The 24,806-nt window shown below is 34.7% G+C and carries 25 protein-coding genes and 1 tRNA gene; 18 read left to right on the top strand and 8 right to left on the bottom strand.

The window, feature by feature from the left end:
• Positions 1-36 precede the first annotated feature (36 nt).
• Positions 37-1,863, top strand: a complete 1,827-nt coding sequence (locus tag QM512_RS09285) for a monovalent cation:proton antiporter family protein (protein WP_282805399.1) — start codon at positions 37-39, stop codon at positions 1,861-1,863.
• 43 nt (positions 1,864-1,906) lie between these two features.
• On the opposite strand, the gene QM512_RS09290 is transcribed toward QM512_RS09285, so the two are convergent.
• The 4 genes from QM512_RS09290 to QM512_RS09305 form a co-directional block, all read right to left on the bottom strand.
• Positions 1,907-2,869: a Gfo/Idh/MocA family protein gene (locus QM512_RS09290; RefSeq protein ID WP_282805400.1), complete on the bottom strand. Its 963-nt coding sequence runs from the start codon at positions 2,867-2,869 to the stop codon at positions 1,907-1,909.
• Between the two features lie 11 nt (positions 2,870-2,880).
• A complete protein-coding gene (locus QM512_RS09295; protein ID WP_282805401.1) occupies positions 2,881-3,663 on the bottom strand; it encodes a hypothetical protein in 783 nt (260 codons plus the stop codon).
• 21 nt (positions 3,664-3,684) lie between these two features.
• Positions 3,685-4,512, bottom strand: coding sequence for a DUF6612 family protein (locus QM512_RS09300; RefSeq protein WP_282805402.1), 828 nt, complete (start codon positions 4,510-4,512; stop codon positions 3,685-3,687).
• A gap of 90 nt (positions 4,513-4,602) precedes the next feature.
• Positions 4,603-5,025, bottom strand: a complete 423-nt coding sequence (locus QM512_RS09305) for a PAS domain-containing protein (RefSeq protein WP_282805403.1) — start codon at positions 5,023-5,025, stop codon at positions 4,603-4,605.
• Positions 5,026-5,184: 159 nt separating this feature from the next.
• Between QM512_RS09305 and QM512_RS09310 the strand changes: the two genes are divergently transcribed.
• From QM512_RS09310 to QM512_RS09320, 3 genes are all read left to right on the top strand, one after another.
• Positions 5,185-5,877: a 2,3-diphosphoglycerate-dependent phosphoglycerate mutase gene (locus QM512_RS09310; protein WP_057718117.1), complete on the top strand. Its 693-nt coding sequence runs from the start codon at positions 5,185-5,187 to the stop codon at positions 5,875-5,877.
• A 147-nt stretch (positions 5,878-6,024) separates the two neighbouring features.
• The gene (locus tag QM512_RS09315) at positions 6,025-6,234 is read left to right on the top strand and encodes a hypothetical protein (RefSeq protein WP_020806602.1); all 210 of its coding nucleotides are present in this window, start codon (positions 6,025-6,027) and stop codon (positions 6,232-6,234) included.
• Positions 6,235-6,254: 20 nt separating this feature from the next.
• Positions 6,255-6,641 (top strand): type II toxin-antitoxin system HicB family antitoxin, encoded by a 387-nt coding sequence (locus QM512_RS09320; protein ID WP_282805404.1) that lies wholly within the window; start codon positions 6,255-6,257, stop codon positions 6,639-6,641.
• 101 nt (positions 6,642-6,742) lie between these two features.
• Here QM512_RS09320 and rpsN read toward each other — a convergent pair whose 3' ends face one another.
• Positions 6,743-7,000, bottom strand: coding sequence for a 30S ribosomal protein S14 (gene rpsN / locus QM512_RS09325; protein WP_282805405.1), 258 nt, complete (start codon positions 6,998-7,000; stop codon positions 6,743-6,745).
• Positions 7,001-7,183: 183 nt separating this feature from the next.
• Between rpsN and QM512_RS09330 the strand changes: the two genes are divergently transcribed.
• Together QM512_RS09330 and QM512_RS09335 are read left to right on the top strand one after the other, a co-directional pair.
• Complete coding sequence (locus QM512_RS09330) at positions 7,184-7,621, top strand: GtrA family protein (RefSeq protein ID WP_282805406.1); 438 nt, start codon at positions 7,184-7,186, stop codon at positions 7,619-7,621.
• A 19-nt stretch (positions 7,622-7,640) separates the two neighbouring features.
• Positions 7,641-8,573, top strand: coding sequence for a glycosyltransferase family 2 protein (locus QM512_RS09335; RefSeq protein ID WP_282805407.1), 933 nt, complete (start codon positions 7,641-7,643; stop codon positions 8,571-8,573).
• Between the two features lie 72 nt (positions 8,574-8,645).
• Here QM512_RS09335 and QM512_RS09340 read toward each other — a convergent pair whose 3' ends face one another.
• Complete coding sequence (locus QM512_RS09340) at positions 8,646-10,001, bottom strand: DHA2 family efflux MFS transporter permease subunit (protein WP_282806470.1); 1,356 nt, start codon at positions 9,999-10,001, stop codon at positions 8,646-8,648.
• 200 nt (positions 10,002-10,201) lie between these two features.
• Here QM512_RS09340 and QM512_RS09345 point away from each other — a divergent pair, with 200 nt between their 5' ends.
• The 10 genes from QM512_RS09345 to QM512_RS09390 all read left to right on the top strand — a co-directional run bounded on the left by QM512_RS09345 (position 10,202) and on the right by QM512_RS09390 (position 21,616).
• A complete protein-coding gene (locus tag QM512_RS09345) occupies positions 10,202-10,915 on the top strand; it encodes a hypothetical protein (RefSeq protein ID WP_282805408.1) in 714 nt (237 codons plus the stop codon).
• A 73-nt stretch (positions 10,916-10,988) separates the two neighbouring features.
• A complete protein-coding gene (locus tag QM512_RS09350) occupies positions 10,989-11,852 on the top strand; it encodes a GRP family sugar transporter (protein ID WP_282805409.1) in 864 nt (287 codons plus the stop codon).
• A 289-nt stretch (positions 11,853-12,141) separates the two neighbouring features.
• On the top strand, positions 12,142-13,023 hold the full coding sequence (locus QM512_RS09355; RefSeq protein WP_282805410.1) for an aldose 1-epimerase family protein: 882 nt from the start codon (positions 12,142-12,144) through the stop codon (positions 13,021-13,023).
• Positions 13,024-13,154: 131 nt separating this feature from the next.
• Entirely contained in the window at positions 13,155-14,264 is a 1,110-nt protein-coding gene (locus tag QM512_RS09360; RefSeq protein ID WP_282805411.1) for an LCP family glycopolymer transferase, read from the top strand.
• Positions 14,264-14,884, top strand: a complete 621-nt coding sequence (locus tag QM512_RS09365; protein WP_282805412.1) for a glycerol-3-phosphate acyltransferase — start codon at positions 14,264-14,266, stop codon at positions 14,882-14,884. Before QM512_RS09360 ends, QM512_RS09365 begins: the two co-directional genes overlap by 1 nt.
• Positions 14,881-17,829 (top strand): LTA synthase family protein, encoded by a 2,949-nt coding sequence (locus QM512_RS09370; RefSeq protein WP_282805413.1) that lies wholly within the window; start codon positions 14,881-14,883, stop codon positions 17,827-17,829. The genes QM512_RS09365 and QM512_RS09370 overlap by 4 nt, the downstream gene beginning before the upstream one ends.
• Positions 17,830-18,089: 260 nt before the next feature.
• The gene (gene tyrS, locus QM512_RS09375; RefSeq protein ID WP_282805414.1) at positions 18,090-19,352 is read left to right on the top strand and encodes a tyrosine--tRNA ligase; all 1,263 of its coding nucleotides are present in this window, start codon (positions 18,090-18,092) and stop codon (positions 19,350-19,352) included.
• A gap of 82 nt (positions 19,353-19,434) precedes the next feature.
• A tRNA-Thr gene (locus QM512_RS09380) sits at positions 19,435-19,507 on the top strand.
• Between the two features lie 125 nt (positions 19,508-19,632).
• Positions 19,633-20,946 (top strand): C1 family peptidase, encoded by a 1,314-nt coding sequence (locus tag QM512_RS09385; RefSeq protein WP_282805415.1) that lies wholly within the window; start codon positions 19,633-19,635, stop codon positions 20,944-20,946.
• Between the two features lie 16 nt (positions 20,947-20,962).
• Complete coding sequence (locus tag QM512_RS09390; protein WP_282805416.1) at positions 20,963-21,616, top strand: HD domain-containing protein; 654 nt, start codon at positions 20,963-20,965, stop codon at positions 21,614-21,616.
• A 55-nt stretch (positions 21,617-21,671) separates the two neighbouring features.
• Here QM512_RS09390 and QM512_RS09395 read toward each other — a convergent pair whose 3' ends face one another.
• Positions 21,672-22,982, bottom strand: coding sequence for a C1 family peptidase (locus QM512_RS09395; protein WP_282805417.1), 1,311 nt, complete (start codon positions 22,980-22,982; stop codon positions 21,672-21,674).
• A 161-nt stretch (positions 22,983-23,143) separates the two neighbouring features.
• On the opposite strand from QM512_RS09395, the gene QM512_RS09400 reads away from it, so the two are divergent.
• Both QM512_RS09400 and greA read left to right on the top strand, forming a co-directional pair.
• Complete coding sequence (locus QM512_RS09400; protein ID WP_282805418.1) at positions 23,144-23,770, top strand: hypothetical protein; 627 nt, start codon at positions 23,144-23,146, stop codon at positions 23,768-23,770.
• On the top strand, positions 23,770-24,231 hold the full coding sequence (gene greA / locus QM512_RS09405; RefSeq protein WP_282805419.1) for a transcription elongation factor GreA: 462 nt from the start codon (positions 23,770-23,772) through the stop codon (positions 24,229-24,231). The genes QM512_RS09400 and greA overlap by 1 nt, the downstream gene beginning before the upstream one ends.
• A 47-nt stretch (positions 24,232-24,278) precedes the next feature.
• Here the strand turns inward: greA and QM512_RS09410 are convergent, their stop codons facing one another.
• Positions 24,279-24,710, bottom strand: coding sequence for an Hsp20/alpha crystallin family protein (locus QM512_RS09410; RefSeq protein ID WP_282805420.1), 432 nt, complete (start codon positions 24,708-24,710; stop codon positions 24,279-24,281).
• Between the last annotated feature and the right edge of the window lie 96 nt (positions 24,711-24,806).

Raw genomic sequence — 24,806 nt, forward strand, 5'->3', positions numbered from 1 at the left:
TATAATTACAGTAATTTTATTATAAGGGGAATAAAAGTGGACTTATCTATATTTATAGTTAGTTTAGCTGCCTTAGTAATTCCAATTATTATGGCGCGGTTTAGGATCAATGCTATTCCAACCGCTGTTGCTGAAATCTTAACTGGAATAATTCTGGGAAAAAGCTTATTAGACACGATTAAGATTACGAGCAGCGTATCACTTCTATCGAATCTAGGAGTGATTTTACTAATGTTTTTATCAGGAATGGAAATTAATTTTGATTTATTCAAGAAAAAGGACCTACCTGATACTAAGCAAAGCGATATTAATCCAGCGCGAATTGCAATCTTTTCTTTTGCAGCAATTACGGTTACAGCCTTTGTTTTAGCGGAAGTATTAAAATTAATCGGTCTCTTCAGTGACGCGATGCTGGCCATGATTATCTTTATGACAGTTGCTCTTGGAGTAGTTATTGCCACATTGAAAGAAAAAGAAATCTTGTCACGTCCAATTGGACAGACTATTTTGCTGACTGCTGTTTTAGGAGAAGTAATTCCGCTACTTCTTTTGACAATCTATGCTTCAATTAATGGTGGTAATGCAGGCAGATTATGGCTGATTATTTTATTATTTATTGCAGCAATTATCTTATTACGACGGTTTAAACAACCTTATGGATGGTTTAATAAAATATCTAAAGCTACTACGCAATTAGATATTAGGCTAGCTTTCTTTTTGATTTTCACATTAGTAACTGTTGCTGAACGAGTGGGTGCAGAAAATATCCTTGGCGCCTTTTTAGCAGGAATGGTTATGAAACTGCTTGAGCCTAGTGAAGCAACCATGGATAAGTTGACTTCGATTGGTTATGGCTTCTTTATTCCAATTTTCTTCATTACAACTGGTGTTAAGTTAGACCTAAAGTCGTTAATTACTAATCCGAATGCTTTAATGTTAATTCCGGTTTTAGTATTATTCTTACTTTTGGCAAAATTACCAATCTTCTTAGTTTATGTTCGTAACTTCAATAAACGTAACAGTATTGCTGGAACATTTTTGATTATGACGACGATTACGATTGTGCTTCCAACATTAGAAGTTGCGCGTAAACTTAATGCAATTACTGAGACGCAATCAGATGCCTTTATTTTAGCGGCTGTTGTGGTATGTATTTTAGGCCCAATTTTGTTTAATTCGATCTTCAAGTTAAGTAAGGAAGATAAAATTAAGCAAAGAGTCGTTATGATGGGAACTAACGTAATGACTGTGCCTGTAGCGCAAGAACTTCATGACAATTGGTATGATGTATTGCTAGTGACTCATAAGAAAGATAATTATGATACTTACAAGAGTAGGGTAGCTAACTTAAAATTAATTCCAAGTCTTGAAGAAGGATGTCTAGAAAAGGCTGGTGTCTTTGACTGCGATATTTTAGTAGCAGGATTCATTGAAGATGACTTAAATCGTAAGATCGCCCGGATGGCAAAAGATCACGGCGTTCAACGTGTAATTGCTAGCCAAGAGCGGCCAAAGCCTGAAACGATTAAGACTTTAGTTAATGAAAAGATTGAGATATATAATGTCTTCAATGTTCAAACTTCCGTTTTACGAGCTTTGATTGAATCGCCATCAATTTTGAGAATTTTAACTGACACTAAAAATGGTCTCTTTGAAGTAACTGTTAGAAACCATAAATATGCTGGTCAAAAATTAATGAACTTCGACTTTATTGAACAGATGACAGTAAGTCGAATTTGGAGAAATGGTAAATGGCTGGTACCGCATGGTAATACGATTATTGAAGTGGGTGACCATTTGATTTTTACAGCTAAAGGCGAAGATGCTGAAAGAATTAGAGAAGAATTAGGCCGAAGAAATTAAATATGAAAAAAAGAAAAAGACAGGATAATTCCTGTCTTTTTTGTTAACGCTGATTCTTTGCCTCTTGTAAAATAATCAGTGTATTTAAACTATGAGTAAAAGCTTGATCAGCTGCTTTAAAATTATGTTGATCGATAATCTTAGTAAATTCGATGAATTCAGCAACCATGCGGTGAGAATATTTATTATTGTTAGTGACTTCAAGTTCTTGTCCACGTAGCTGCATCCCCACTTTAGGCATTTCATTTGGATGCCCGTAAATAATAAGTGTGCCTTTTTCACCTTCAATGGTACTGACATTAGGTGAAAAACTGTCTTTAGCAGCTATAGAACTTACTTGTTTATCAGGGTAACTGAGGTGCAAGATACCAGAAGTGTCGATATTTTTTTGAATGGTTGGGAAATATTTCACGGAATTAGGTTTACCAAATAGCTTAGTGATAATGTGCAAATTATAGATCCCCAGATCCATTAAAGCACCGCCATCTTTTTTAGGATCAAAAGCAGGTTGAATATCTCCTGCTAAAAAAGCATCATAACGACTAGAGTATTGTGTGTAATTGAGGTTTACGACATGAATTGGGGCGATTTTATCTAAATTAGCTTCGATAAACTTAAAGTTTTCTAAGTAAATGTTGGTGATAGCCTCAATAATGATTAGCTTCTTTTGATCGGCAATTTCTTTTAATTCACGCGCTTCATCAGAAGTTGCAACAAATGGTTTTTCACAAATGACATTTTTGCCAGCTTCAAGAGCAGCTTTTGAAATAGAAAAATGCAAGCTGTTTGGAACAGCTACGTAGATGGTGTCGACGTTTGGATCATTAAATATATCCTCATTATTGTCGTACAATTTGGATATTTTATATTCTTTTTGTAAATCTAAGCCAACTTGATGACTTCTCTTAGTAGTTGCTAGCGCTGCTAGTTCAAGATCAGGAATTTGATCAGCAATTGTTAGAAAGTCATGGACAATTTTTCCAGAACCGATAATACCCAGTTTCATTTTTTTCTCCTTTAATTTGACTTAATATTTAGTTTTTTAGCATTTTTAGTGACTGAAGATGGAATCTTCAATTTCTTAACTTGGTTAACGTCATAAAGGTGAAGAGATAGCGTGCCTTCTTTTTTACTATAGTATGTAACCTTGTAATAAAGTTCAGTTAACTCTTTTTTGCGATTAACTTTAACCTGAAGCTCAATATTTTTAACATTGCTTGAATGAGGATCGCTAGTTGGAGCTACAGAAGTTGCTTTTTGCATACTTTTAATGACGGCTTTATTATTGCCATGATAAGAAATCACATAGCCCCCCAGGCCATTAGACTTAAGTGTTAATTGCTTAAATGCCTCATCAGAAAACTGTTTAAAGTTATGAGCGGTATAAAGCTTTTTATAGCCAGAATATACTTCATTAAAAATTGCGTTTTGCTTGATATAATTCCATTCTTCTTTGTTATCACGGTGGTAAACGTATTGATCGTTAGACCATAGTTCAGAATTTGTGTCTGATTTTGGAACGCTTTTCATTGAGATATGAATTGTATTATTGGGCCCAACGACATAATTTGAATACATTTTGCCTTTTGAGTTAGTAGTTTTGACATCAACGCGAGCAGTTTTGACATTAGTGTCAGATGCTCCTGTCAAAGCAGCTTTAGGGCTTGGCTTGCCAAAGGCAATTATAGCGCCCCAGATTACAAGTACTAAAACAATAATGGCTAAAATTAAAGCGGCAATTTTGCCGCCTTGATTGTGAGAAAAAATATTTTTTTTGCTTTTTTCTTTATTTTTCTGCATCAGTTTATCTTTCTAAAATAATTATTGATTATTTTGCTCAGCTTGAGCCTTCTTGATTTCTTCTGCATCGATTGCATTCTTTTGAATATCAGAAGGAACAGCTAAGTCACTGTGTTGACGTAATTGGTCATAAGTTAGATTCCAAGTGAAATTGTATTTTCCACCAGCAGTATATTGAGCTTTAAAAGTCATTGATTCAACATTTCTACTTGTAGGATCAATTAAGTAAGTAACCTTTAAGTTTTGAACTTGAGCTGATTTCACTAGACGAGCCACTTGCATGTTTTGTGAACCTGGTGTGTTCATAGCATCGATGATTAAAGGATTGACTGCATTCCAAAGGTTAGTATCAGTACCATCAAAGCTGATTTCATAGTTACCATTTTTCTTTTGAACGGTAGCTTTTTTAGCAAGGGCCTTGTTGATTTTCTTAAAGGTTGCTGGATCGAATCTTTCTTTTACTTGATCGGGATCAAAAGTATCGGCATTAATGGAATTCTTAATCCAGTGTCCCTTGTTTTGCTCTAAGAGTAAGTACATGTCCTTTTTTGTCAGCCACATTTGTTCAGTTTGAGATTTTTTCTTTTGGGTCAAAGTATAAGTAAGATTAGTGATATCACCCTTATCCTTAAAAAGACCTTCTGATTTTGATTTTTGATTCATTTCATCAGAATTAATTGTTTGAGTGAAATGTCCGTTAGCCAAGCTAGAATTAAATTTTGCATTAATTAAAGAACTTGCAGAAGGCTCGGTATTAGTCTTTTGCTTATTATTGTTCTTCGAACACGCTGTAGTTAAAGAAACCAAGACTACTCCTAGTAAGAGCAGGAAACTGAATTTTTTCTTCATAAAAATATTCCCCCAATAAAAGTATCTATCTTATCTTATTTCTTATTTTACTCTATTTTTGCTTAAAAAAAGTATTCTAAAGGCCTAACTTTAGTGCTTTTTAAGGACGTTTAAGATATTACGCAATTTGCTGCCTTTAACTTGCAAATCTTTAACTGGTTGAGTTACTTCGATGCAGCCGATATATTTACCATCTTCGTTGTGGAGACTATAGAAAGAGATGTTAACTGGTTGCTGATTTTTAATAATCATAATTGAGATGCTTTTGCGCGTGCCTGTATGCATTTGATTTAGAACTTCTTTAACATGTTTTTGGCTGTGGCCGGGATGCACTTCAAAAACAGTTTTACCAATATCTTTTTCAGTGCGTTTGAAGAGTCGATTTTCATTCATTGATGACCAAACCACGCAGTCGTTTTCATCTAAGACATCCATTTCTTGCGGAATCGTCCTGAAAATTGCGTTTAATTGTTCAAGCGAAAGATGGCCGCCTTCTAAGTTGATATTTTCCATAGTTAATACTTCCAATCCATGCAAATTAATATATCTATTGTTATTTTAACATTAAAAAATTGTGGATTAATAAAGCTTTTTTTCGTAATTCCTATGAAATTTTTGCATAAGCGTGTAAAATAGTTAGTGAAACATTGAATTTTAAAGGAGATACAGTTCATGTCGAAATTAGTTTTAATTCGTCACGGTCAAAGTGAATGGAACCTTTCTAACCAATTTACTGGTTGGGTTGATGTAAACCTTTCAGAAAAAGGTGTTGAAGAAGCTAAGAAGGCTGGTCGTTTAATTAAGGAACACGGTCTTGAATTTGATCAAGCTTACACTTCATTATTAACTCGTGCTATCAAGACTTTGCACTACGCACTTGAAGAAAGTGACCAACTTTGGATTCCAGAAACTAAGACTTGGAGATTAAACGAACGTCATTACGGTGCTCTTCAAGGTTTAAACAAGAAGGCTACTGCTGAAAAATACGGTGACGAACAAGTTCACATTTGGCGTCGTTCATACGATGTTTTGCCACCAGCTATTGATGATGACAACGAATTTAGTCAAGCACATGACCGTCGTTACGCAAACTTGGATCCACACATCGTTCCTAAGGCAGAAAACTTACACGTTACTTTAGATCGTGTAATGCCATTCTGGGAAGATCACATTGCTCCAGATTTACTTGACGGCAAGAACGTTATTATTGCTGCACACGGTAACTCACTTCGTGCTTTAACTAAGTACATTGAAAACATCTCTGATGATGACATCATGGACTTAGAAATGAAGACTGGTGAACCAGTTGTTTACACATTTGACGACAAGTTAGATGTTGTTAACAAGGAAAAGCTTGACGACTAATTTTTAGTTATTGAGTATTAAAGAACTCCGACGAAAGTCGGAGTTTTTTGTTATAAAAAATTTTTCACTCTTTTGCGTAATTAAATATGTAGCAAAAATTTATAATTTATGCGCATGTGTGTATAATTATTAGCAAGGAGAGAAAAATTGGTTAAGCGAAGAGACATCATCAAGGATCTACTTAGTAAGGGAATGATAATTGATGAAGGTAAGAGAAATAATAGACATGCCCGAGTGGTAAATCCCTCAAATGGGATGAAAGCACCCTTAGCTCGCCATAGGGAAATATCATTTTTTACAGTTAAGGCACTTTATAAGGAACTAGGTCTTGAGGTGCCTGATAATTTAAATAGATAATGATTGGAGAAAAGATTGATATGAAAAAAAGAATCGTAACTTATCCAGCAATTTTTAAGCCAATTGCAAAAGATGTTTACTTTATCAGTTTTCCCGACGTTAAAGGTGCTGTAACAGAAGGACATGGATTGGCAGATGCTTTTGATATGGCTTCTGATGCATTAGCGACAGTTTTATTTGATGAAAAAGAATTTCCAAAAATGACTGATCCTTCAAAAATTAAAGTTAATGGTGAAGGAGCTTTTGTTGCTTTGGTATCAGCTGATTTGTCAAAAGCAGCTTCTAATTTTGAAAAAACAATTCGCAAAAATGTAACAGTTCCTTTGAATCTAGCAACAGAAGCTGAAAAACAGCATTTGAATTTTTCTAAAGTATTAACAGAAGCTTTGAGAAAAAAGTTAAGTTAGCAGAATTAAAAAATAAGCAAAAAGCCTCCCAAACGGGAGGCTTTTTAAGTGTGACTATTATATTTAAGTTTTGATTTAACTAAGAGCTAGTCTTATAATTTTTACCAACTAGCCTTGCGCACGCCAGGAAGTTGTCCTTTATGTGCTAGTTCTTTGAAGCGTAAACGTGACATACCAAACTTACGCATATAACCATGTGGTCTACCATCATGTAGATCACGATTGTGGTAGTGAGTTGGGTGAGCATCAAGCGGTAATTTTGCCAATGCTTCTACGTTACCAGCTTCTTTTAATTCGTAGTATTTTTTGATTAATTTGCGCTGCTTAGCAGCTTTAACAATTTTTGATTTTTTTGCCATATATCTTTCCTTTCGAATATAGAATATAAAATATAAGTTAATTAAGAATAAAACATGACTAATTTGAGCTAACTTAAAGTAAGTATATTGTATTAAATTATTAATAATTTGTCAAAAAGAAAGTATTTTAAAAAGAATTAGTTTAAAATAAGTAATGATTGATTAAAGAAGGGAAAAGAAGCCGTGGGTATTTTTAAAAGAATACTTCATAATGAAGACTTGCGACAGCTAATTATTTATGTATTAATTGGGGTGTTAGGATTAGGTGTTGATTTCGGGATCTTCGCACTCCTAACCCATTTTAAGATGCAAGTCGAAGTAGCTAATTTTATTTCATCATCTTGTGGGTTGATCAATAACTTTTTCTGGAATAGTTTTCTTAATTTTAAGGTTCACGATAAGTTATTAATAAGATTTGTTTCTTACTACTTAGTAGGACAGATTACAACTTTGTTCACTACAGTTTGTCTCTTTATCTTTGTAACTCAGCTAGGCTACAATCAGTTAATTGTAAAGGCTGTATCAACATTTATCGCAACCTTAATTCAATTTGTAATTAATAAGTTACTTACATTTAGAAAAATTAAAACTACTAAATCAAAAGTAGACGTTAGAAAGTAATAAGAAAGCCTGTTAAAGTATGAAAAAATTATCAATTATAGTTCCTTGTTATAACGAAGAGGAATCTGTACCACTTTTTTATCCAGCTGTGAATAAAGTAATGGATACAATCCCTGATTTAGAGCCAGAATATTGGTTTATTAATGATGGTTCCAAAGATAATACACTTAAAGAAATTAAAGAATTACGCAACAAAGATCCAGAGCATGTACATTTTGTTTCATTTTCAAGAAACTTTGGTAAGGAGTCAGCTCTTTATGCTGGACTTCAAGCTGCTACTGGAGACTATGTAGTTGTAATGGATGTTGACTTGCAAGATCCACCTAAGTTCTTGCCTCAGATGTATGATCTAATTAAAACCGGTGAGTATGATTGTATTGGAACTCGCCGTGTTGATCGTACAGGGGAAGCTAAATTTAAGTCTTTCTTAAGTGATATGTTCTATAAGGTTGTTAATAAGATTTCTGATACTGAAATTGTACCTGGAGCTCGTGACTACCGGATGATGACTCGTCAAATGGTAGATGCAGTTCTAGATATGCCCGAATATAATCGTTTTTCAAAGGGGATCTTCTCTTGGGTCGGCTTTAAGACGAAGTACTTAGATTACCATAATGTTGAACGTGTAGCTGGTGAAAGTGATTGGAACACGTGGAAATTATTTAAATACGCAATGGATGGAATTGCTGACTTTTCACAAGCTCCACTAAATTTAGCTGTTTGGATTGGTACAGGTTCATTTGTTTTATCAATTATTGGTTTAATAGTTGTAATTATTCGCAGAATACTCTATCCAGGTTCTAGCATTTTTGGCTGGGCTTCGATGGTATGCGTAATTCTTTTGCTTGGTGGTTTACAATTGCTCTGCATTGGTATTTTAGGTAAGTATATCGGCCGAGTATATATCCAAGTAAAAAATCGACCAATCTATATTATTAAAGAGAAGAAGTAAATAAATTAAAAAATACCGAGGTTCATAATTGAATCTCGGTATTTTTATATAATTAAAATTTTTAAATAGTGATTAATTCTCTTTATCTTCTTTAATTGTAAGGCTTAATAAAAGACCAATAACGATTAAGATTAAAGTAAAGTAGAAACCGTAGTGAGCACCATTAGTAAAACGAACTGCACTTGAGCCTTTACTTATTCCTTGTCCCATGGCTAACAAAATAGTTGCAATAGCAGTGGCAACGGCACCAACGATTTGTTGTAAAGTGTTCATGATAGTCGATCCATCAGCAGAAGCTGGACCTTGAATAGCATTTAAGGCGTAAGTTTGAGATGGTGACATTGCCAAAGGACAACCAATCATTAAAATTATTTGAGCTAAAATAATGTACCAAACGGGTGCAGATGGAGTAGCAAATGCTAACATTAAAGCACCAATAAATGCAATAACAAAGCCTAGAACTGCTGGTATTTTAGCACCCTGGCTATCATAAATTCTACCAGCTAAAGCAGAAGTAATTGCATTAATAAGTCCACCAGGAAGCATAATGATTCCAGTTAGGGCTACTGCTAATGAAAGTCCATTTTGAATAAATTGGGGCAATAAATACATAGCAGATAAAATAATTCCAAAGTCAATCATAACTAATAAAGCGCCAGTTCTAAATTGGGCAATTGAAAAGATTTTTAGATTTAAAACTGGGTTTTCTAAATTAAGTTGACGATGAACATAAAATGCAAGTACGACAATAGCTAAGATAAATAACCCAATAACAATTGGTGAAGTTAAACCGAGGTCAGAAGCAAGACTGACGCTAGCAACTAAACTAGCAAAGCCTACGGCTGATTCAATAATGGAAGGGTAATCAACGTGTGGTCTAGTAATCTTGATAGTATTTTTTAATGAAGTAAAAGCGAAAATAAGTGCAACTGCTAGGAATGGTACAAACATCCAAAAAATCCAATTCCAGGATAATTTAGCTAAGATTAAACCTGTGACAGTGGGACCAATAGCGGGTGCTAGCATAATAACCATTGCACAGACACCCATGGCAGCTCCTAAGCGGTTAGGTGGAAAAATTTGCATTGCTACAGTAAACATTAGTGGGAGAACAATACCGGTTCCAACACCTTGAATCATTCTTCCTAAAAGTAAAATTCCAAAGCTTGGTGCAATTGCGGAAATAATTGAACCGATTAAGAAAGCAAATAAACCAAAGATAACTAATTGACGAGTGGTGAACCACTTAGTAAGTAAGCTTGAAAGTGGTAAGATAATGCCGATGATTAACATATAGCCAGTAACTAGCCACTGAATAGTACCTGTTCCTACCTTAAAAGCAATCATTAATTGTGGTAGAGCAATATTTAACGATGTTTCTGATAACATCCCAACAAAAGCTCCAATCATTAAAGCTGCCATTGCCATCCAGGGATGTGCAACAATAGTTAAAGATTTTAATTCAGGACGTGTTTGTGATTGTATTTCTTCCAAAAATAATTCCTCCTAAATATATAATTAAAAAAGCGTCGCTGATCATACTAACAGAAAAAATTTTTTCTCGTAAGTAATTTTTTGAGATTATAAATTTGAAAAGTGCGATAATTTTAACGAGGGAGAATTTTAGAATGAAAAAATTTAGTCAAAATACATGGATAAAAATTGCTTTATCCATTTTAGGAATTTTAGATGCTATTGTGGTCTATGTGCCTAATTATGCAGCAGTTGATCAGGGGCTAAAGGGAAGATGTGCAATTTTCTTTATTATTGCAGTAGTCTTGCTCTGGCTTCCAATGGAATTAAAGAGTAGTATTTTCGCTCTTAATTTCTATTATGAATTAGGCTTGATTCTAATTATTGTCTTTTTTATGACCAATCAAATGGCAATGAAATTTACAATTGGTCTAGTTATTGCACTGCTTTTGTTAACTTGGATTGGAATGGTAATTTTCAAGAATAATCTAGTAATGAAAAATAGAAACAGCGAACTTTTAATTATTAGATTAGTTATGATGCTAGTTTTAGCATATTTGGCCTATATTAGTGGTTTTGCTGCTTTAATGGGAGCTGAAATTTTCACTGTACAAGGACAAGCTTGGCTATTAATTTTAGGATTTTTACTTTGTGTATACTACTTAGTTTTAGCAGGAAGCATTTGGCAGCCTTGGTTTAGAAGATGGACATCTTGGATTATGATTTTAGCTGCAATTGTGCTTCATATGATCTTTGCTAGTGCAACTTCACTTAACTTGATCTTTTTGCCACTAATAGGTGAAGTAATCATGTTGATTTTGGTTTGGCGCAGCAATCGTATTTTAATGAAAAAGAAAAGGATTTCATAATTGACTCTTGCCAGACAGTATCAATCCCTGATAGAATAAATTGTTTAAAAGTTTAGGGAGAGATACAAAAATTATGAAATATGTTTATTTATTTTTACCAGCAATTGGCTGGGGACTTATGCCCCTTGTTATTGCTAGCGTAAAGAATAGTACAGTTTATAATCAGATTGTTGGTACTGTTGCTGCTTCATTTATTTTTGGTGCAATTGTAATGGCAATTATGCATCCAGCAATGAGTTGGTCACTGTTTTTGCTTTCTGCATTAGGTGGTGCGTGCTGGGTAATCGGTCAAGTTGGTCAGTACATTTCATATGAAAAGATTGGTGTTTCTGAAACAATGCCAATTTCAACTGGTTTACAGTTAATTGGTGTACCTCTTGTTGGTGTACTTGCCTTTGGCGAATGGTCCAGCCCACAAGCTAAGCTTTACGGTTTTATTGGAATTCTTGTTTTGATCATTGGTGTTGTATTAACTTCATTAACTGACCGCGGAACTAGTGAGGGTAATAAGTCTAACCAAGTAAGTACGATTATTTTGCTTGTCTTAACTTCTCTTGGCTACATTACTTCAAGTTCAATTCCAAAGGCTTTACATGGAAGCAGTATTTCAATCTTCTTTGGTCAAACCTTTGGTATGTTAGTTGCTGTGTTTATCTATACACTTGTTACTAAGAATTTACACGTTTGGAAAGAAAAATCTACTGTTCAAAGTGGTGGAGCAGGTATTCTTTATGCAATTGCTGCTTTAGCTTACATTCTTTCCGTTCAAGATAACGGAGTTAACATGGCTTTCGTTATTTCTCAACTTTGCGTAGTTATTTCTACTTTAGGTGGTCTGATTTTCTTACACGAAAAGAAAACTCGCAACGGTTTAATTTTTACCATTGCAGGCCTTATTTTAATTATTGGCGGTGCAATGTTAACTACATTATTTTAATAATGAAAAAAGGCATCCCACAATTGGGATGCCTTCTTTGTATCAACTTGTCCTAATTCTTAAATTGTTTTTAGTATTAGAACACTTTTAATTGTATTAGAACAAAATTAAAAGTCAAGTTAAATACAAAGCTGTTTCAACTATATATATAGCGTCTTCGAATTAAATAACAAATTAAGAAATTGAGAATCTAATAATAAACTATATGTTATCGCTTACAGTTGACATATTGAGTATGGCGTGATATTTTTAAAATAGGATTGGTCGAAATTGTTTAGGAGGACAATGGATGCTAGCAATTGAAAACAACCAGTTAAAGGTTGAAATTAATGAGGTCGGTGCTCAGCTTACGCACGTAGTTGATAAGACTACTAATGCCGACTACCTTTGGAATGGGAGCGAGTGGGAAAGACATGCTCCAATTCTTTTTCCGGCAATCGGAAGATCAAATGACAATAAATATATTTTAAATGGGAAAACATATGAAATGAAGCAACATGGCTTCGCTCGTGACTATCCTTGGACAGTTGTTGATAAGGGAGACGATCGAGTAAGTTTAACTTTAACCGAAAATGAAGAAACTTTAGCTGTTTATCCATTTCAATTTAGCTTAATGGTTACTTATACTTTAGAGGCTAACCAATTAAAGGTTGAATTTTTAGTTAAAAATAATTCTCAAGAAACAATGCCTTTTGGGCTTGGGTTCCATCCAGGCTTTAATGTGCCGATAGCTGGAGATGAGTTAAACTTTTCTGATTATGAAATAAGCTTAAGCCCAGAAGTAACTGAATTAACTCAGTTTCAAATCGATCCAATTCCATTCAGAAATGGCAAAGTTATTCCAGTACCAAATGCACAAAAGAGCATGCTGCCTTTATCATATTCCGAATTTGATGATGGCTTAATTATTATTAACAATCCTGGATTAACTGGAATTGAGTTATCTAGTGAAAAGTCAGAGCATAAAATATCTTTAACTTTAGAAGATTTTCCATATGTTGCTTTGTGGACAATGACGGATCCAGAAGCTAAATTCTTATGTATGGAACCTTTTGCTGGATTACCGGATATTAAGAGCAATGAATTAACTGACTGGATGAAAAAAGAGGGCAACAACTTCTTAGCACCAGATGAAAGTTCACATTTTTCAACTACAATTACTTTAGAATAAATATGAAAAGAGGAAAGCTGTGTGAAGTTTTCCTCTTTTTTACTAATTGTTTAAGATTTGGCATAATAAAGTTTTCAGAGTGTAATTTTGCTATAATATCCTTGTTTTAAGAAAGTTTGAGAAAGAATGTTATGGATAATAAGCCCAAAGAACCTGTTCTCTCAAGAGTGGAGATGAACAAAGAAAAAAATAATAAGAAAAAGCCAATCCGTATTATTATTGCGGTTGTTTTAGTGCTGGTTTTAGGACTTGGAGCCTATGCGGGATCTGTTTATTTAAAAGCTAAAAATGCCTTTGATAAAACATATGACCCAAAAACTGCTGTAAAACAAGATAGCTTTTCTGGTAAAGAACCATTCAATATTCTCTTGTTAGGAACAGATACGGGAGCCTTTGGTAGAAAAGAAGTTCGCGGAAACTCAGATACGATGATTTTGGTAACCGTTAACCCAACTAAAAAGAAACTTTCTTTAATGTCGATTCCACGTGATACCATGGCCAGAATGATTGGTACCGAAAACTTTAGCGTTCATAAGATTAATGCTGCTTATAATATTGGCGGTACCAAAATGGCAATGAAGACTACAAGTAAGGTCCTTAATGTGCCAATCAAATACTATATTTCAATGAATATGGGCGGAATGAGAAAGATTGTAGACGGCGTTGGTGGCGTTACAGTGACTCCACCATTAACGTTTACTTACGATGGCTACACCTTCACCAAAGGTAAAAAGGTACACTTAAATGGTAGTCAAGCCTTGGCTTACTCTCGAATGCGCTATGACGATCCCCGCGGAGACTATGGTAGACAATTGCGTCAGCGTGAAGTAATTATGTCTGTTTTAGAACATGCAATGTCATTTAGCACGCTAAAGAATTTAGATTCAATCTTAGGTTCTGTTTCAACTAGTTTGAGAACTAACTTAACTTTTGATTCAATGGTCAAAATTAGTAAAAACTACCGTAAATGTACTAGCAACATGTCTAGTGATTACTTGCATGGAGTAGGAGCAATGATTGGAGATGCTTCATATCAAGTAATGTCTGATAGAGAATTGCAAAGAACTTCAAATATTGTAAGAAACGATCTCGGTTTAGATTCAATGGATATTGATAATAATGAGACTTATCAAAATTCAATGAATTCTCAATTTGATTGGAGCAGTGGCGATTCTAATCAGGTATACTACATATATGATCCTTATACGGATGAATTATGGAACGGAGATCGTGCTTATTAATGAATGAATTAATTTCAATAGTAATAGGATATTTCCTTGGAAATATCCTTTTTGCTATGATTGTCGCAAAAATATTTTTACATAAAGATCCGACTAAATATGGCTCAGGAAATCCTGGAACAGCTAATATCGGAGCTGTGTTTGGTAAGAAATGGGGTATTCTTACTTGTATTGGCGATTTAGCCAAAACTTTGGTTGCCTTATTAATTGTCTACTTCATTTATCATGGCAACCGTTTGGATTTATCCTTTGCTGGTCTTGGCGTGGTTTTAGGCCATTCTTTTCCATTTTGGAATCACTTTAAAGGTGGAAAGGGAGTAGCTGTAACTGCTTTATGGATTGTGTTCTTTGATTGGAGAGCAGGACTAATTGCACTATTAATTGGCTTGTTTTTAGTAATCATTATGAAGAACCTTACAATTCCGCCGTTAGTTTATATGCTAGGTTTTAGTATTTTTACCTGGGTTAATTTTGGTTGGGAACAAGGATTGATCTTTTTAATTGCTACTTTAATTATGATTTTTCAATTCAGAAAAGATATTGTCGACTTCTTTACTGGTCATGGTAAACGAGTGGATGTATTGGTAACAATTAAGAAAAAGTTAGGGATATACAAATGAAAACAACATTAAGAAAAGTATTCCAGTGGATTTTACTTTTATGTTTATTGCTAGGAGTATTAATTCAAACTTTAGGCTTTTGGAACTATAACCCAACAGCCGTCTCTACTAAAACAAGAATTGGCATGGTAATTAGTCTGATTCAACTAGTGGTAATGGTTTGGTATGGGATGAGCTATGGTAATAAGGAGTATAGCTTTAAAGAAGCAGTTAAGAACTGGCTTGAAGGTGTTATTACCCTTATTATCTTCTATTTAGTATTTGTCATTTCGCTACCGCAATTTTTCTCTGCTTGGAATTTATGGGGAATCTTTTTCCCAGTTTTGACGAGTACATCGGCTTTATTTAGTGGAATTATCATTTCACTTTTCTTCCAGCCATTTATTTATAAATTACAAGAAAAATTAAGTGATAAGCAGAATGCGTTACTACTAACTACTATCACAATTCTTATTTTTGCCTTGAGTGCTGGAAATTCGCTTTTAACTAGTTATAGTATCTTTGGTCTTTATTTAGTTTTGCCTTTTGCTTGGGGAATGCTTATTTCTAAGATTAAGGTATCTAAAAAGGTATTAGTCAGCTTAACCCTGGCAACTATCGTTTTATTGCCAGCAGTCTATTATTTAACAATTGCTTTAATGCCAATGCAGACGCCGCAAGGCTTTGTCTTTTCTCAGATGAATATGTCTTGGAACACTAGTCTGTTAATGGCTCCATCATCACCGTTAATGATTTTATTTGTGGTAACAGGCGCATTATTATTTAAAAAGTGGATGATTGGCGTTTCGCACAGATCTTTCTCAATCTTAATTCCAGCAATTATCTTTGGAACTACTTCCTATGGAATGACTTTGTGGAAGGAAAAATTGCAGCTTTTGCTTGCTCCTGTAAGTAAAAAAGTTACTGTTTTGTTGATTCTTTCTTTATTGCTTGCAAGTTTCATTATTAATTTCCTTTTTGTTAAATTTCTACTTTCAAATAAGCGTGTTCAGAGATTTTTGAATAAGTTTGATGAGAACAATTTAGATGGTCTTGTTAAGCTTTTAGAAGCAGGATTGGGATTTTTAAAGAAACATGGCAGATCAATTTTCTTATTTGTTTTCTTTATGCTCTTAAGTATTGTTGGCTTCTACACTGTTAGAGACATTCAATATGCAAGTGATTTCTGGTCTGCTTTAGTCTTTATCTTTACCAGTAAGTTTGGAACATTAGTCTTAGCGGGAATTTTCTTATTTGCAATTTATGAGATTTTCTATGTAATTACTACTAGATTTTGGGTATCCGCAAGTATTCCAACTGTTCTAGCTTTAGGAATCGCAATTGCGGATGGAATCAAGATGGATCTTAGAGAAGAGCCTGTCTATCCAAATGAAATTAGTGAGATAGTCAATTGGAAGACATTAATTCCAATGATTGGTGTACAGACTCTAATTTACATTCTTGTGGGAATTGCACTTTTGATTGCAATTATTGTTTATCTAGAGCTAAAGCACCCACATAACTTAAAGAGAAAGAAAAAGAGTTGGCTTGCTTTAATTGTTAGTCTTTTAATCCTGATTACACCGGTGTGGTTTAATGATGAAAATTCAGCAATTTATTATGTTTCAAAGGGTTTTGATAATAATCCTGACTTTAGAAATCCACCGGATAGTACAGCTAATAACGGTGCTGTCTTAACTTTCTTAGATTTCATCAAAGTGCCAATCATGGAAAAAGTTGATGGTTATTCTGAACATGCCATCAAGCAAATTACTAAAAAGTATGAAAAAGAAGCTGTTGCTATTAATAAGACTAGAAAGAACAAGTTATCCGATCAAACAATTGTCTTTAATCTTAGTGAAAGCTTTGTAGATCCAAAAGAATTCCCAGGAGTAAAAATTTCTAATAATGTTAGGGATCCGATGAAGTATATTCGTAGCTTAATGTCGCAAACGACTTCTGGCAAGATGCTTAGTGCTGGATATGGTGGCGGAACTGGAAACATGGAATATGAGTCCCTAACTGGATTTAATATGGGTAACTTTTCTAGTGCCTTAACTCCATATACTCAGGTAACCTCACGTTATAATTTTTATCCAACAATTGGGATGAATTTCCCTTATAGTAGTGCAATTCATCCTTTTAATGGTACTTATTATGGTCGAATTGATAATTATCGTCGGTTTGGATTTAATAAATTTGCTTACTTAGGTTCTAAATATAAGATATATGATCAAAAGTCGCTTGGAACTAGTCCGTATCTTTCTGATGAGACGGCTTATCAGAATGGATTAAGACAAATTAAGAGTAGAAAAAATGGTCAATTTATTAATTTGATCTCAATGCAAAACCATATGCCTTATGGCGATTACTATTCACAAAACCAATATAAAGATAATGTTAGTGGCTCTTCTCTTGCAGACGATAATGTTAAAACTAGTTTTGCTGCATATACTAAGGGAGTAGAATATACTGACAAGGCAGTGAAGAAGTTTATTAAAGAAATCGATGAAATTAATAAACCAATCACGCTTGTATTTTATGGCGATCACTACCCATCAATTATTGATCAATCGCTCTTATCTAAGTATCCAATTAAAATGCACTCTACTACTTACTTTATTTATTCAAATAAGTACGCTCGTGAGCACGGTGCTAAGAATAAGATTGTTCCAGATAAGTATGTTGCAACGAGTTCCTTTATTCCGATGGCTTTAGACCAAACTAATTCTAAAGTTACTGCTTACCAAGCATTACTTACTAGAATCTATAAAGATCTTCCTGCCATGACGATTAATTATAGCAGTAGTGATGGTTTTGAATTGATTGATCAGAATGGAAAGAAAGTTTCTGAAAAGAAATTAACTAAGAAACAAAAAGCATTGTTGAAAGACTATCAATTGATTCAATATGATATGTCAGCAGGGAAGGGATACACATTAGACGTCAAGGGCTTTTATAAATAAGCGGTTGACTAAAAGGCTATTCTCCCTTATTATCATAGGTAAATAAGAAGTAGCAGTTTAATTCAGCGTTCAGAGAACTAGCGGTTGGTGTGAGCTAGACAGGTTAAGCTTGCGAATTACAATAATGGGGTTGTTTCCTTATCAACAGTCTTAAGGCGCATTAAGCGCGAACGTGGGTGGTACCACGGCTAATGAAGTAATTTAGTCGTCCCTAGATTTCGAGAGAAGTCTAGGGACGTTTTTTGTTAGGAGAAAAAATTATGGCAAAATTTGACATTTTAGAAGATTTAAAATGGCGCGGTGCTATTAACCAAGAAACTGATGAAGAAGGTTTACGCAAGTACTTAGAAGAGCATGATGATTTAGCTCTCTACTGTGGAACTGACCCAACAGGCGATTCTCTTCATATTGGACACTTAATTCCATTCATGATTATGAAGAGATTCCAAATGGCAGGCTATCACCCAGTAATTTTGATCGGTGGAGGTACTGGTTCCATTGGTGACCCATCAGGTAGAAAGACTGAACGTGTTCTTCAAACTGCTGAGCAAGTTAAGCACAATGAAGAAAAATTAACTGCCCAAATGAAGAAGTTATTCGGTACTGAAAACTTTGAAATTAAAAACAATGCGGAATGGCTTGGTAAGCTTAACTTGATTGACTTCTTACGTGACTACGGTAAGTTTTTCCAAGTTAACAACATGATTAACAAGGATGTTGTTGCTAGTCGTTTGGAAAATGGTATTTCATTCACTGAATTTACTTACCAAATTTTACAAGCAATTGACTTCTATCACTTAAACAAAGACAATGGTGTTCAACTTCAAATTGGTGGTTCTGATCAATGGGGCAATATTACTGCTGGTATTGATTTGATTCACAAGCTTGAAGGTCAAGATCGTCCAGCATTTGGTTTAACTATTCCATTGATGCTTAAGGCTGATGGTACTAAGTTTGGTAAGTCTGCTGGTGGTGCTGTTTGGCTTGATCCAGAAAAGACTAGTCCTTATGAATTCTACCAATTCTGGATTAACCAAGACGATCGTGATGTTGTGAAATACCTTAAGTACTTTACTTTCTTATCTCGTGAAGAAATCGAGGACTTGGCTGAAAAGACTGAAAAAGAACCTTGGAAGCGAGCAGCTCAAAAGAGATTAGCAGAAGAAGTAACCAAGTTTGTTCATGGCGAAGAAGGCTTAAAAGAAGCTCAAATGATTACTGAAGCGCTATTCTCAGGTAACGTTAAGAGCTTGTCTGTGCCTCAAATTGAACAAGCTTTGAAGAACGCTCCAAGTGCTGAAGCAACCCACGAAGCTAAGAATATCGTTGAATTTTTGGTTGAAACTAAGATTGAACCATCTAAGCGTCAAGCACGTGAAGATGTTAAGAACGGTGCTATTTACGTAAATGGTGAACGTCAAAATGATATTGACTTCATTATTGAACCTGACAATGATTTTGATGGTAAGTACGTAATTATCCGTAAAGGTAAGAGAAAGTACACCTTAGTTAAAATTAAATAGTTAGTGAAAAAAGAAGACGAGGGATGGCTAGAAAGCATTCCTCGTCTTTTTTGTTATAATTAGGTGTAGATTAAATGTGTTTGCCGTTTTAGCTCAGGAGGTAGAGCACCGCCGTGGTAAGGAGGAGGTCCCCAGTTCAAATCTGGGAAACGGCTTAGTTATTGAATAAGCTTAGGCTAGCAGAAGCTTTTTTGATAAGCAATGTATTAAGGGATGGTCAAAACGACTGTCCCTTTTTATAATGGAATAAAACACTGTAATTTATGAAAGAAGAACAAATATGGCACATGAACTTACACTAGATGAAATTGCAAAATTTCAACAAGATTATCAACAAAACAAGCAAAATAAAATTGCCGAATTAGCTGTTGTGAATAACGGTGTGCAAAAGGCAAGTTTCAATAGTGAAGGAATTCGTGATTTAAACCGGACTTTCTCAATTGAAATTCCAACTGATAACGTGACTGATCAAAAGCAATCAGGACGTTGCTGGTTATTTGCGGCATTGAATGTTTTACGTCACAAGTTCGCTAAGCAATATCACGCAAAGAACTTTACTTTTTCACAAAGCTATCTCTTCTTCTGGGATCGAATTGAAAGAGCAAATATTTTCTTCAATCATATCTTAGAAACTGCGGATAAACCTGTGGATGATCGAACTGTGCACTTTTACTTACAAGCACCAGATACTGATGGTGGGCAATGGCATATGGCTGTTTCATTAATTAGAAAATATGGTTTAGTGCCAACTTATGCACAAGATGAGAGCTTTACTGCCAACAATACAGCAGCATTTAATCAAGCCTTGAACATGAAATTACGTGAAGACGGACTAGTTTTACGCAAACTTGCTCAAGAAGGCAAAGAAGATGATATTGAGCAAAAACGCCAAGAATTTTTAAGTGAAGTTTACCGTATGGCTGTAATTGCTTTTGGACAACCTGTGCACAAGTTTGATTTAGAATTTAAAGATGATGATGGAAAGTACAAGTTAGATCAAAATCTTACTCCCGTAGACTTTTTCCACAATTACTTTGAAGATGATTTGGATGATTATGTTGTTCTCTTTAACGCGCCAGACCATGAATATGACAAGCTTTATGCATTTCCATTTGAGGATAATGTTGAGGGCGGAAGTCCAATTAGATTTTTAAATACAAATATCGAAAATCTTAAGGAAGCTGCTATTAAGCAATTAAAAGATGGTGAAACGATCTGGTTTGGTTGTGATGTAGGCAAGCAAAGCGACCGTCAAAAGGGTATTTTAGCTGCTGACTTATATGAAACAGATACTATTTTTAATATTGAAACTAAATTAAATAAGAAAGAGCGTCTTGAAACTGGTGCTAGTGGCTCTACTCATGCGATGACCTTTGTTGGAGTAGATGTAGTTGATGGTAAGCCTCGTCAATGGAAAGTTGAAAATTCTTGGGGAACTAAAGTTGGTGAAAAGGGCTACTTTGTTATGGATGACAAGTGGTTTGACGAATACTTATTTAAGGTTGTAGTCAAGAAGCAATACTTACCAGAAAAATTGGTAAAGATTGCTGAAGGTGAAGCTACTCCAGTTCCTTGTTGGGACTCAATGGCTTAATTGCGGTGATAAAAAGATGGATATTGAATTAGTTAAGCAATTTACAAAAGATCATTTAAAAGGTGAAAAAACAGGTCATGATTACTATCATGGGCAAAGAGTAGCTAATTTAGCTACAAAAATGTATTTAAGCGATTATCCTGATGCACATGAGGATAGTCGAATTGTTGCTATTATTCAGACCGGTAGTTACTTACACGATACAATTGATGAGAAAATTTGCGAGGACCCAAGCAAGGTAATTGCAGAAATTAAAGAGTTACTACCTAAAGTTGGATTTACCGAGGTAGAAGCACAAGATATATTATTTACGATTCAGCACATGTCTTTTTCCGCCAATATTGAACACCACTATAAGTTGCCCTTGAGTGGACAATATGTGCAAGACGCAGACCGAATTGAAAGCTTAGGTGCAATTGGAATTGCACGAGCATTTACTTATGGTGGAAAGCATGGAAATAAGATCTATGATCCAGAGATTAAGCCTGAAAAGTTAGTAAGCCATGACCAATATCGTAATCATGTTGAAACAACGATTAATCACTTCTATGAAAAATTATTTGATTTAGAGGGATTGATGAATACACCCGCTGCTAAGAAAGAAGCACATCGAAGAACTGAATATATGCGTGAATTCGTTCAAGAATTTATGGATGAATGGAACGTGTAGTAAAAAAGCATTGTATCAATTTTTGACACAATGCTTTTTGCATAAGTATGTTTTATTAAGCAAGTGAGTCCCAAGCTGGAAGTGGAGTAGGCTTGCTTTCTGCGAGTTTCTTTTGATCGTCGGTTAAGAATTCTTTTCTAACAACTACTTCATAAACAAACTCATCAAACCATTTATCGCTCATTGTGAAGTAACCCTTACGGCCTGACTTTTCACTCCATGAGTTTTCGACTTTCCACTTACGGATTTCTCCCTTGTCTAAGTCGACACCAACTAAGGTCATTGCATGACTAACTTCACCTTCGCCAGTAGCCAATCTTTCAGCCTTAGTCATGTAAGTATCAACATCAAATAATTCGTCAGTCTTGTACAATTCAGTATCTAAGTAACCAGTCTTGCGGTCCATTTCCTTTAAGACATCGTTACCGAACCAAACACTTTCGCTGTCCTTCAATTGCTTGATTGCAGCTTCTTTTAAGTATTCGATTGGAACATTTAAGAAAGTAATAGGAAGACCACCATTAACGTTATCTTCAAATGGAAGCGAGTAAAGCTTGCCATATTCGTGGTCAGGTGCATTAGTCAAGCAAACATAGTCATCGAAGTTAATATTCCAATACTTATTGAAGAATTCAACTGGTGTTAAGTTCTTATCTAAGTGCAATTTTTTATCGTCGTCGCGGTATTCTAAGTCAAAAGTCTTAGGTGGTTCGCCAACAGCAATTGCAGTCATCCGGTAAATTTCGCTTAAGAATTCTTTACGCTTCTTTTCAACTTCTTCAGTTTTACCTTCTTGAACTAATTTACGTAAAACCAAGGCATCTTTTCTTTCCTTACGAGCTAAAGCATCAGCTAAGCCAGCAGTGTGGTTAGTGTTAAAGCTTTCTGGCATAGCATTAGTTGGGACAACGCCGTATTTCTTAACTAATGAAGCAGCCATTGCCCATTGACCACCATCTGAGCCTGCAAAGTTCATATATGCCTTAACAGTACGGTCATCTAAAGGCTTGTCGGCTGAATCGATAATGGCATCATAGAAGATATTTGCACGCTCAATTTTATCCCAGAAGAAGTTATATGCTTGGGATAAAGTGAAGTTCTTAGCTTTGTACTTTTTACCAAAATCATGGCGTAAAGTGTTTAAGGTTGCAAATAACCAGCAACGGCCTGATTGCATTTGGTTAGTAACATTATCAGTTTCTACTTCAACAGAAAAGACATCGTTTAAGCGGTTAGTAACTGCTGGGTTAAAAGATGCCTCTAATACACCAGAACGCATGGCAGCGCGGGAGACAACTTCGTTACGTGAATTATCAAAGTCGCTGCGGAATTGATCAATTTCTTGTAGGGTTAATTCGTGAGACATAGATTACACTCCTTTAATTTTTTTATAATATTTTTCATTATATTTACTATACAGCAAATAATGATTTAATACACTAATTTTGTGAATGAAAGTAACTTTCATAAGTATTTCAATAGACGTTATGAAGTATAATGTTTATAACAATATCGGAGGAATTAAATATGAAAAAGAATATTTTTGTATCAGGAATAACTTTAATGACAATGCTCCTTGCTGTAGGTTGCAGCAATAGTGCCAACCAATCTAATACTAATAACGAGGCAAAAAGCAGTAAGACAAGTCACAAGAAGAGTCATAAAACTAAAAAGCATACAAGCAAAAAAGATAAGAATGATGTAGATACTGATGATACAGATACTACTAGTTCAGATAAGAAGAGTAGTAAGAGCAGCAGCGACAGTTCAAGTAGCAGCAATAGTGAAAAGACTGATAAGAGCGATTCAACTAACTCTAACAATTCTTCTGATTCAACTGGATCAACTAATTCAAATAATGCGTCAAATTCAGCTGCATCATCTAACAGTCAAACTAATAGTAATAATCAAAATGCATCGTCAGCTAATAATGCTTCAGATGCAATGTTTAACAAGATGGTTTCTAACACTATTAAAGAACATGGCTACTCAAGCAGTTATGGTCCAGATAACTTCACTCTAATTGATGGCGGCAATGGTCAATATTCTTTAGCTGAAAAATCAACTGGAACAATTGTTGGCCACTATTCAGTAAAAAATGGTGATTTATACAAGCAAGATGTTATTACTGGAAATGATGAAAAGGTTAAGTAATGGTTTATTATCAAAAGATGACACCAGAAGGCTATCAAGAAATTAAAGATGAGATAGCTCGCTTAAAGAAAGATCGACCACGTAGAATTAAGATCTTGCAAGAAGCTCGCAGTATGGGGGATTTATCGGAAAATTCTGAATATACTACTGCAAAAATGGAGTTAGGACATTTACAGAGTCGCTTGCGTTACTTAGATAAACAATTACGTTATTCTGAGATTATTCAAAAAGATGAAACTGGCACAATAGACTTGGGTTCAAATGTGAAATTACTTTTTGAAGGTGATGATGAAGCTGAAGAATATCGAATTGTCGGTAGAATGGAAGCAGATCTAGCTAAAGGAAAAATTTCTTTTGATTCACCTTTGGGCCAAGCTCTAATGAAGCAAAAGGCCGGTGCAACAGTAGAAGTAGAAGCACCTGCCGGAAGTTATAATGTGAAAATTATTGATGTAGACTAAAAAACATCCCGTTTTTGTGCGGGATGTTTTTTAGTAATTAATAAATATTATTCAATTGTAATTGTATTTTCTTTATCTTCTTCAGTTAGTTTTGGCAAGGTAATGGTTAAAACGCCATCGACGTCTTTAGCAGAAATTTCTTTTGAATCAACGTCAGGAATACGATAGCTTCTTTGAATGTGACCGACGCTTCTTTCGCGGTGAAGAAGATTGCCGTTCTTATCATCTAAGTTGTCAAATGAATCACGACTTCCTGAAACATTCAAGATGCCATCTTTATATGAAACCTTGATATCCTTTTTGTCCATTCCGGGCATATCCACTTTAACGATGTAGTCTTTATCAGTTTCTGCTACGTCAGATTGCATAATGTTCTTAATTGAACTGTCGTCAAAAAAGTCTTTTGGAAAACTAAACCAATCGCTTAATTGATCCATCATATTATCGTTATTATGATTTTTCATCATTTCGTTTGCCATAATAAAACTTCCTTCCATTACGCTCTCTACACTGTTTATTGTAGTAGGTTAGGATAGAATGTAAAACATTTAGCACTCTGACATATTAACTGCTAA

It is taken from the genome of Lactobacillus isalae (assembly GCF_947539375.1).
Taxonomy (GTDB): Bacteria; Bacillota; Bacilli; order Lactobacillales; family Lactobacillaceae; genus Lactobacillus; species Lactobacillus isalae.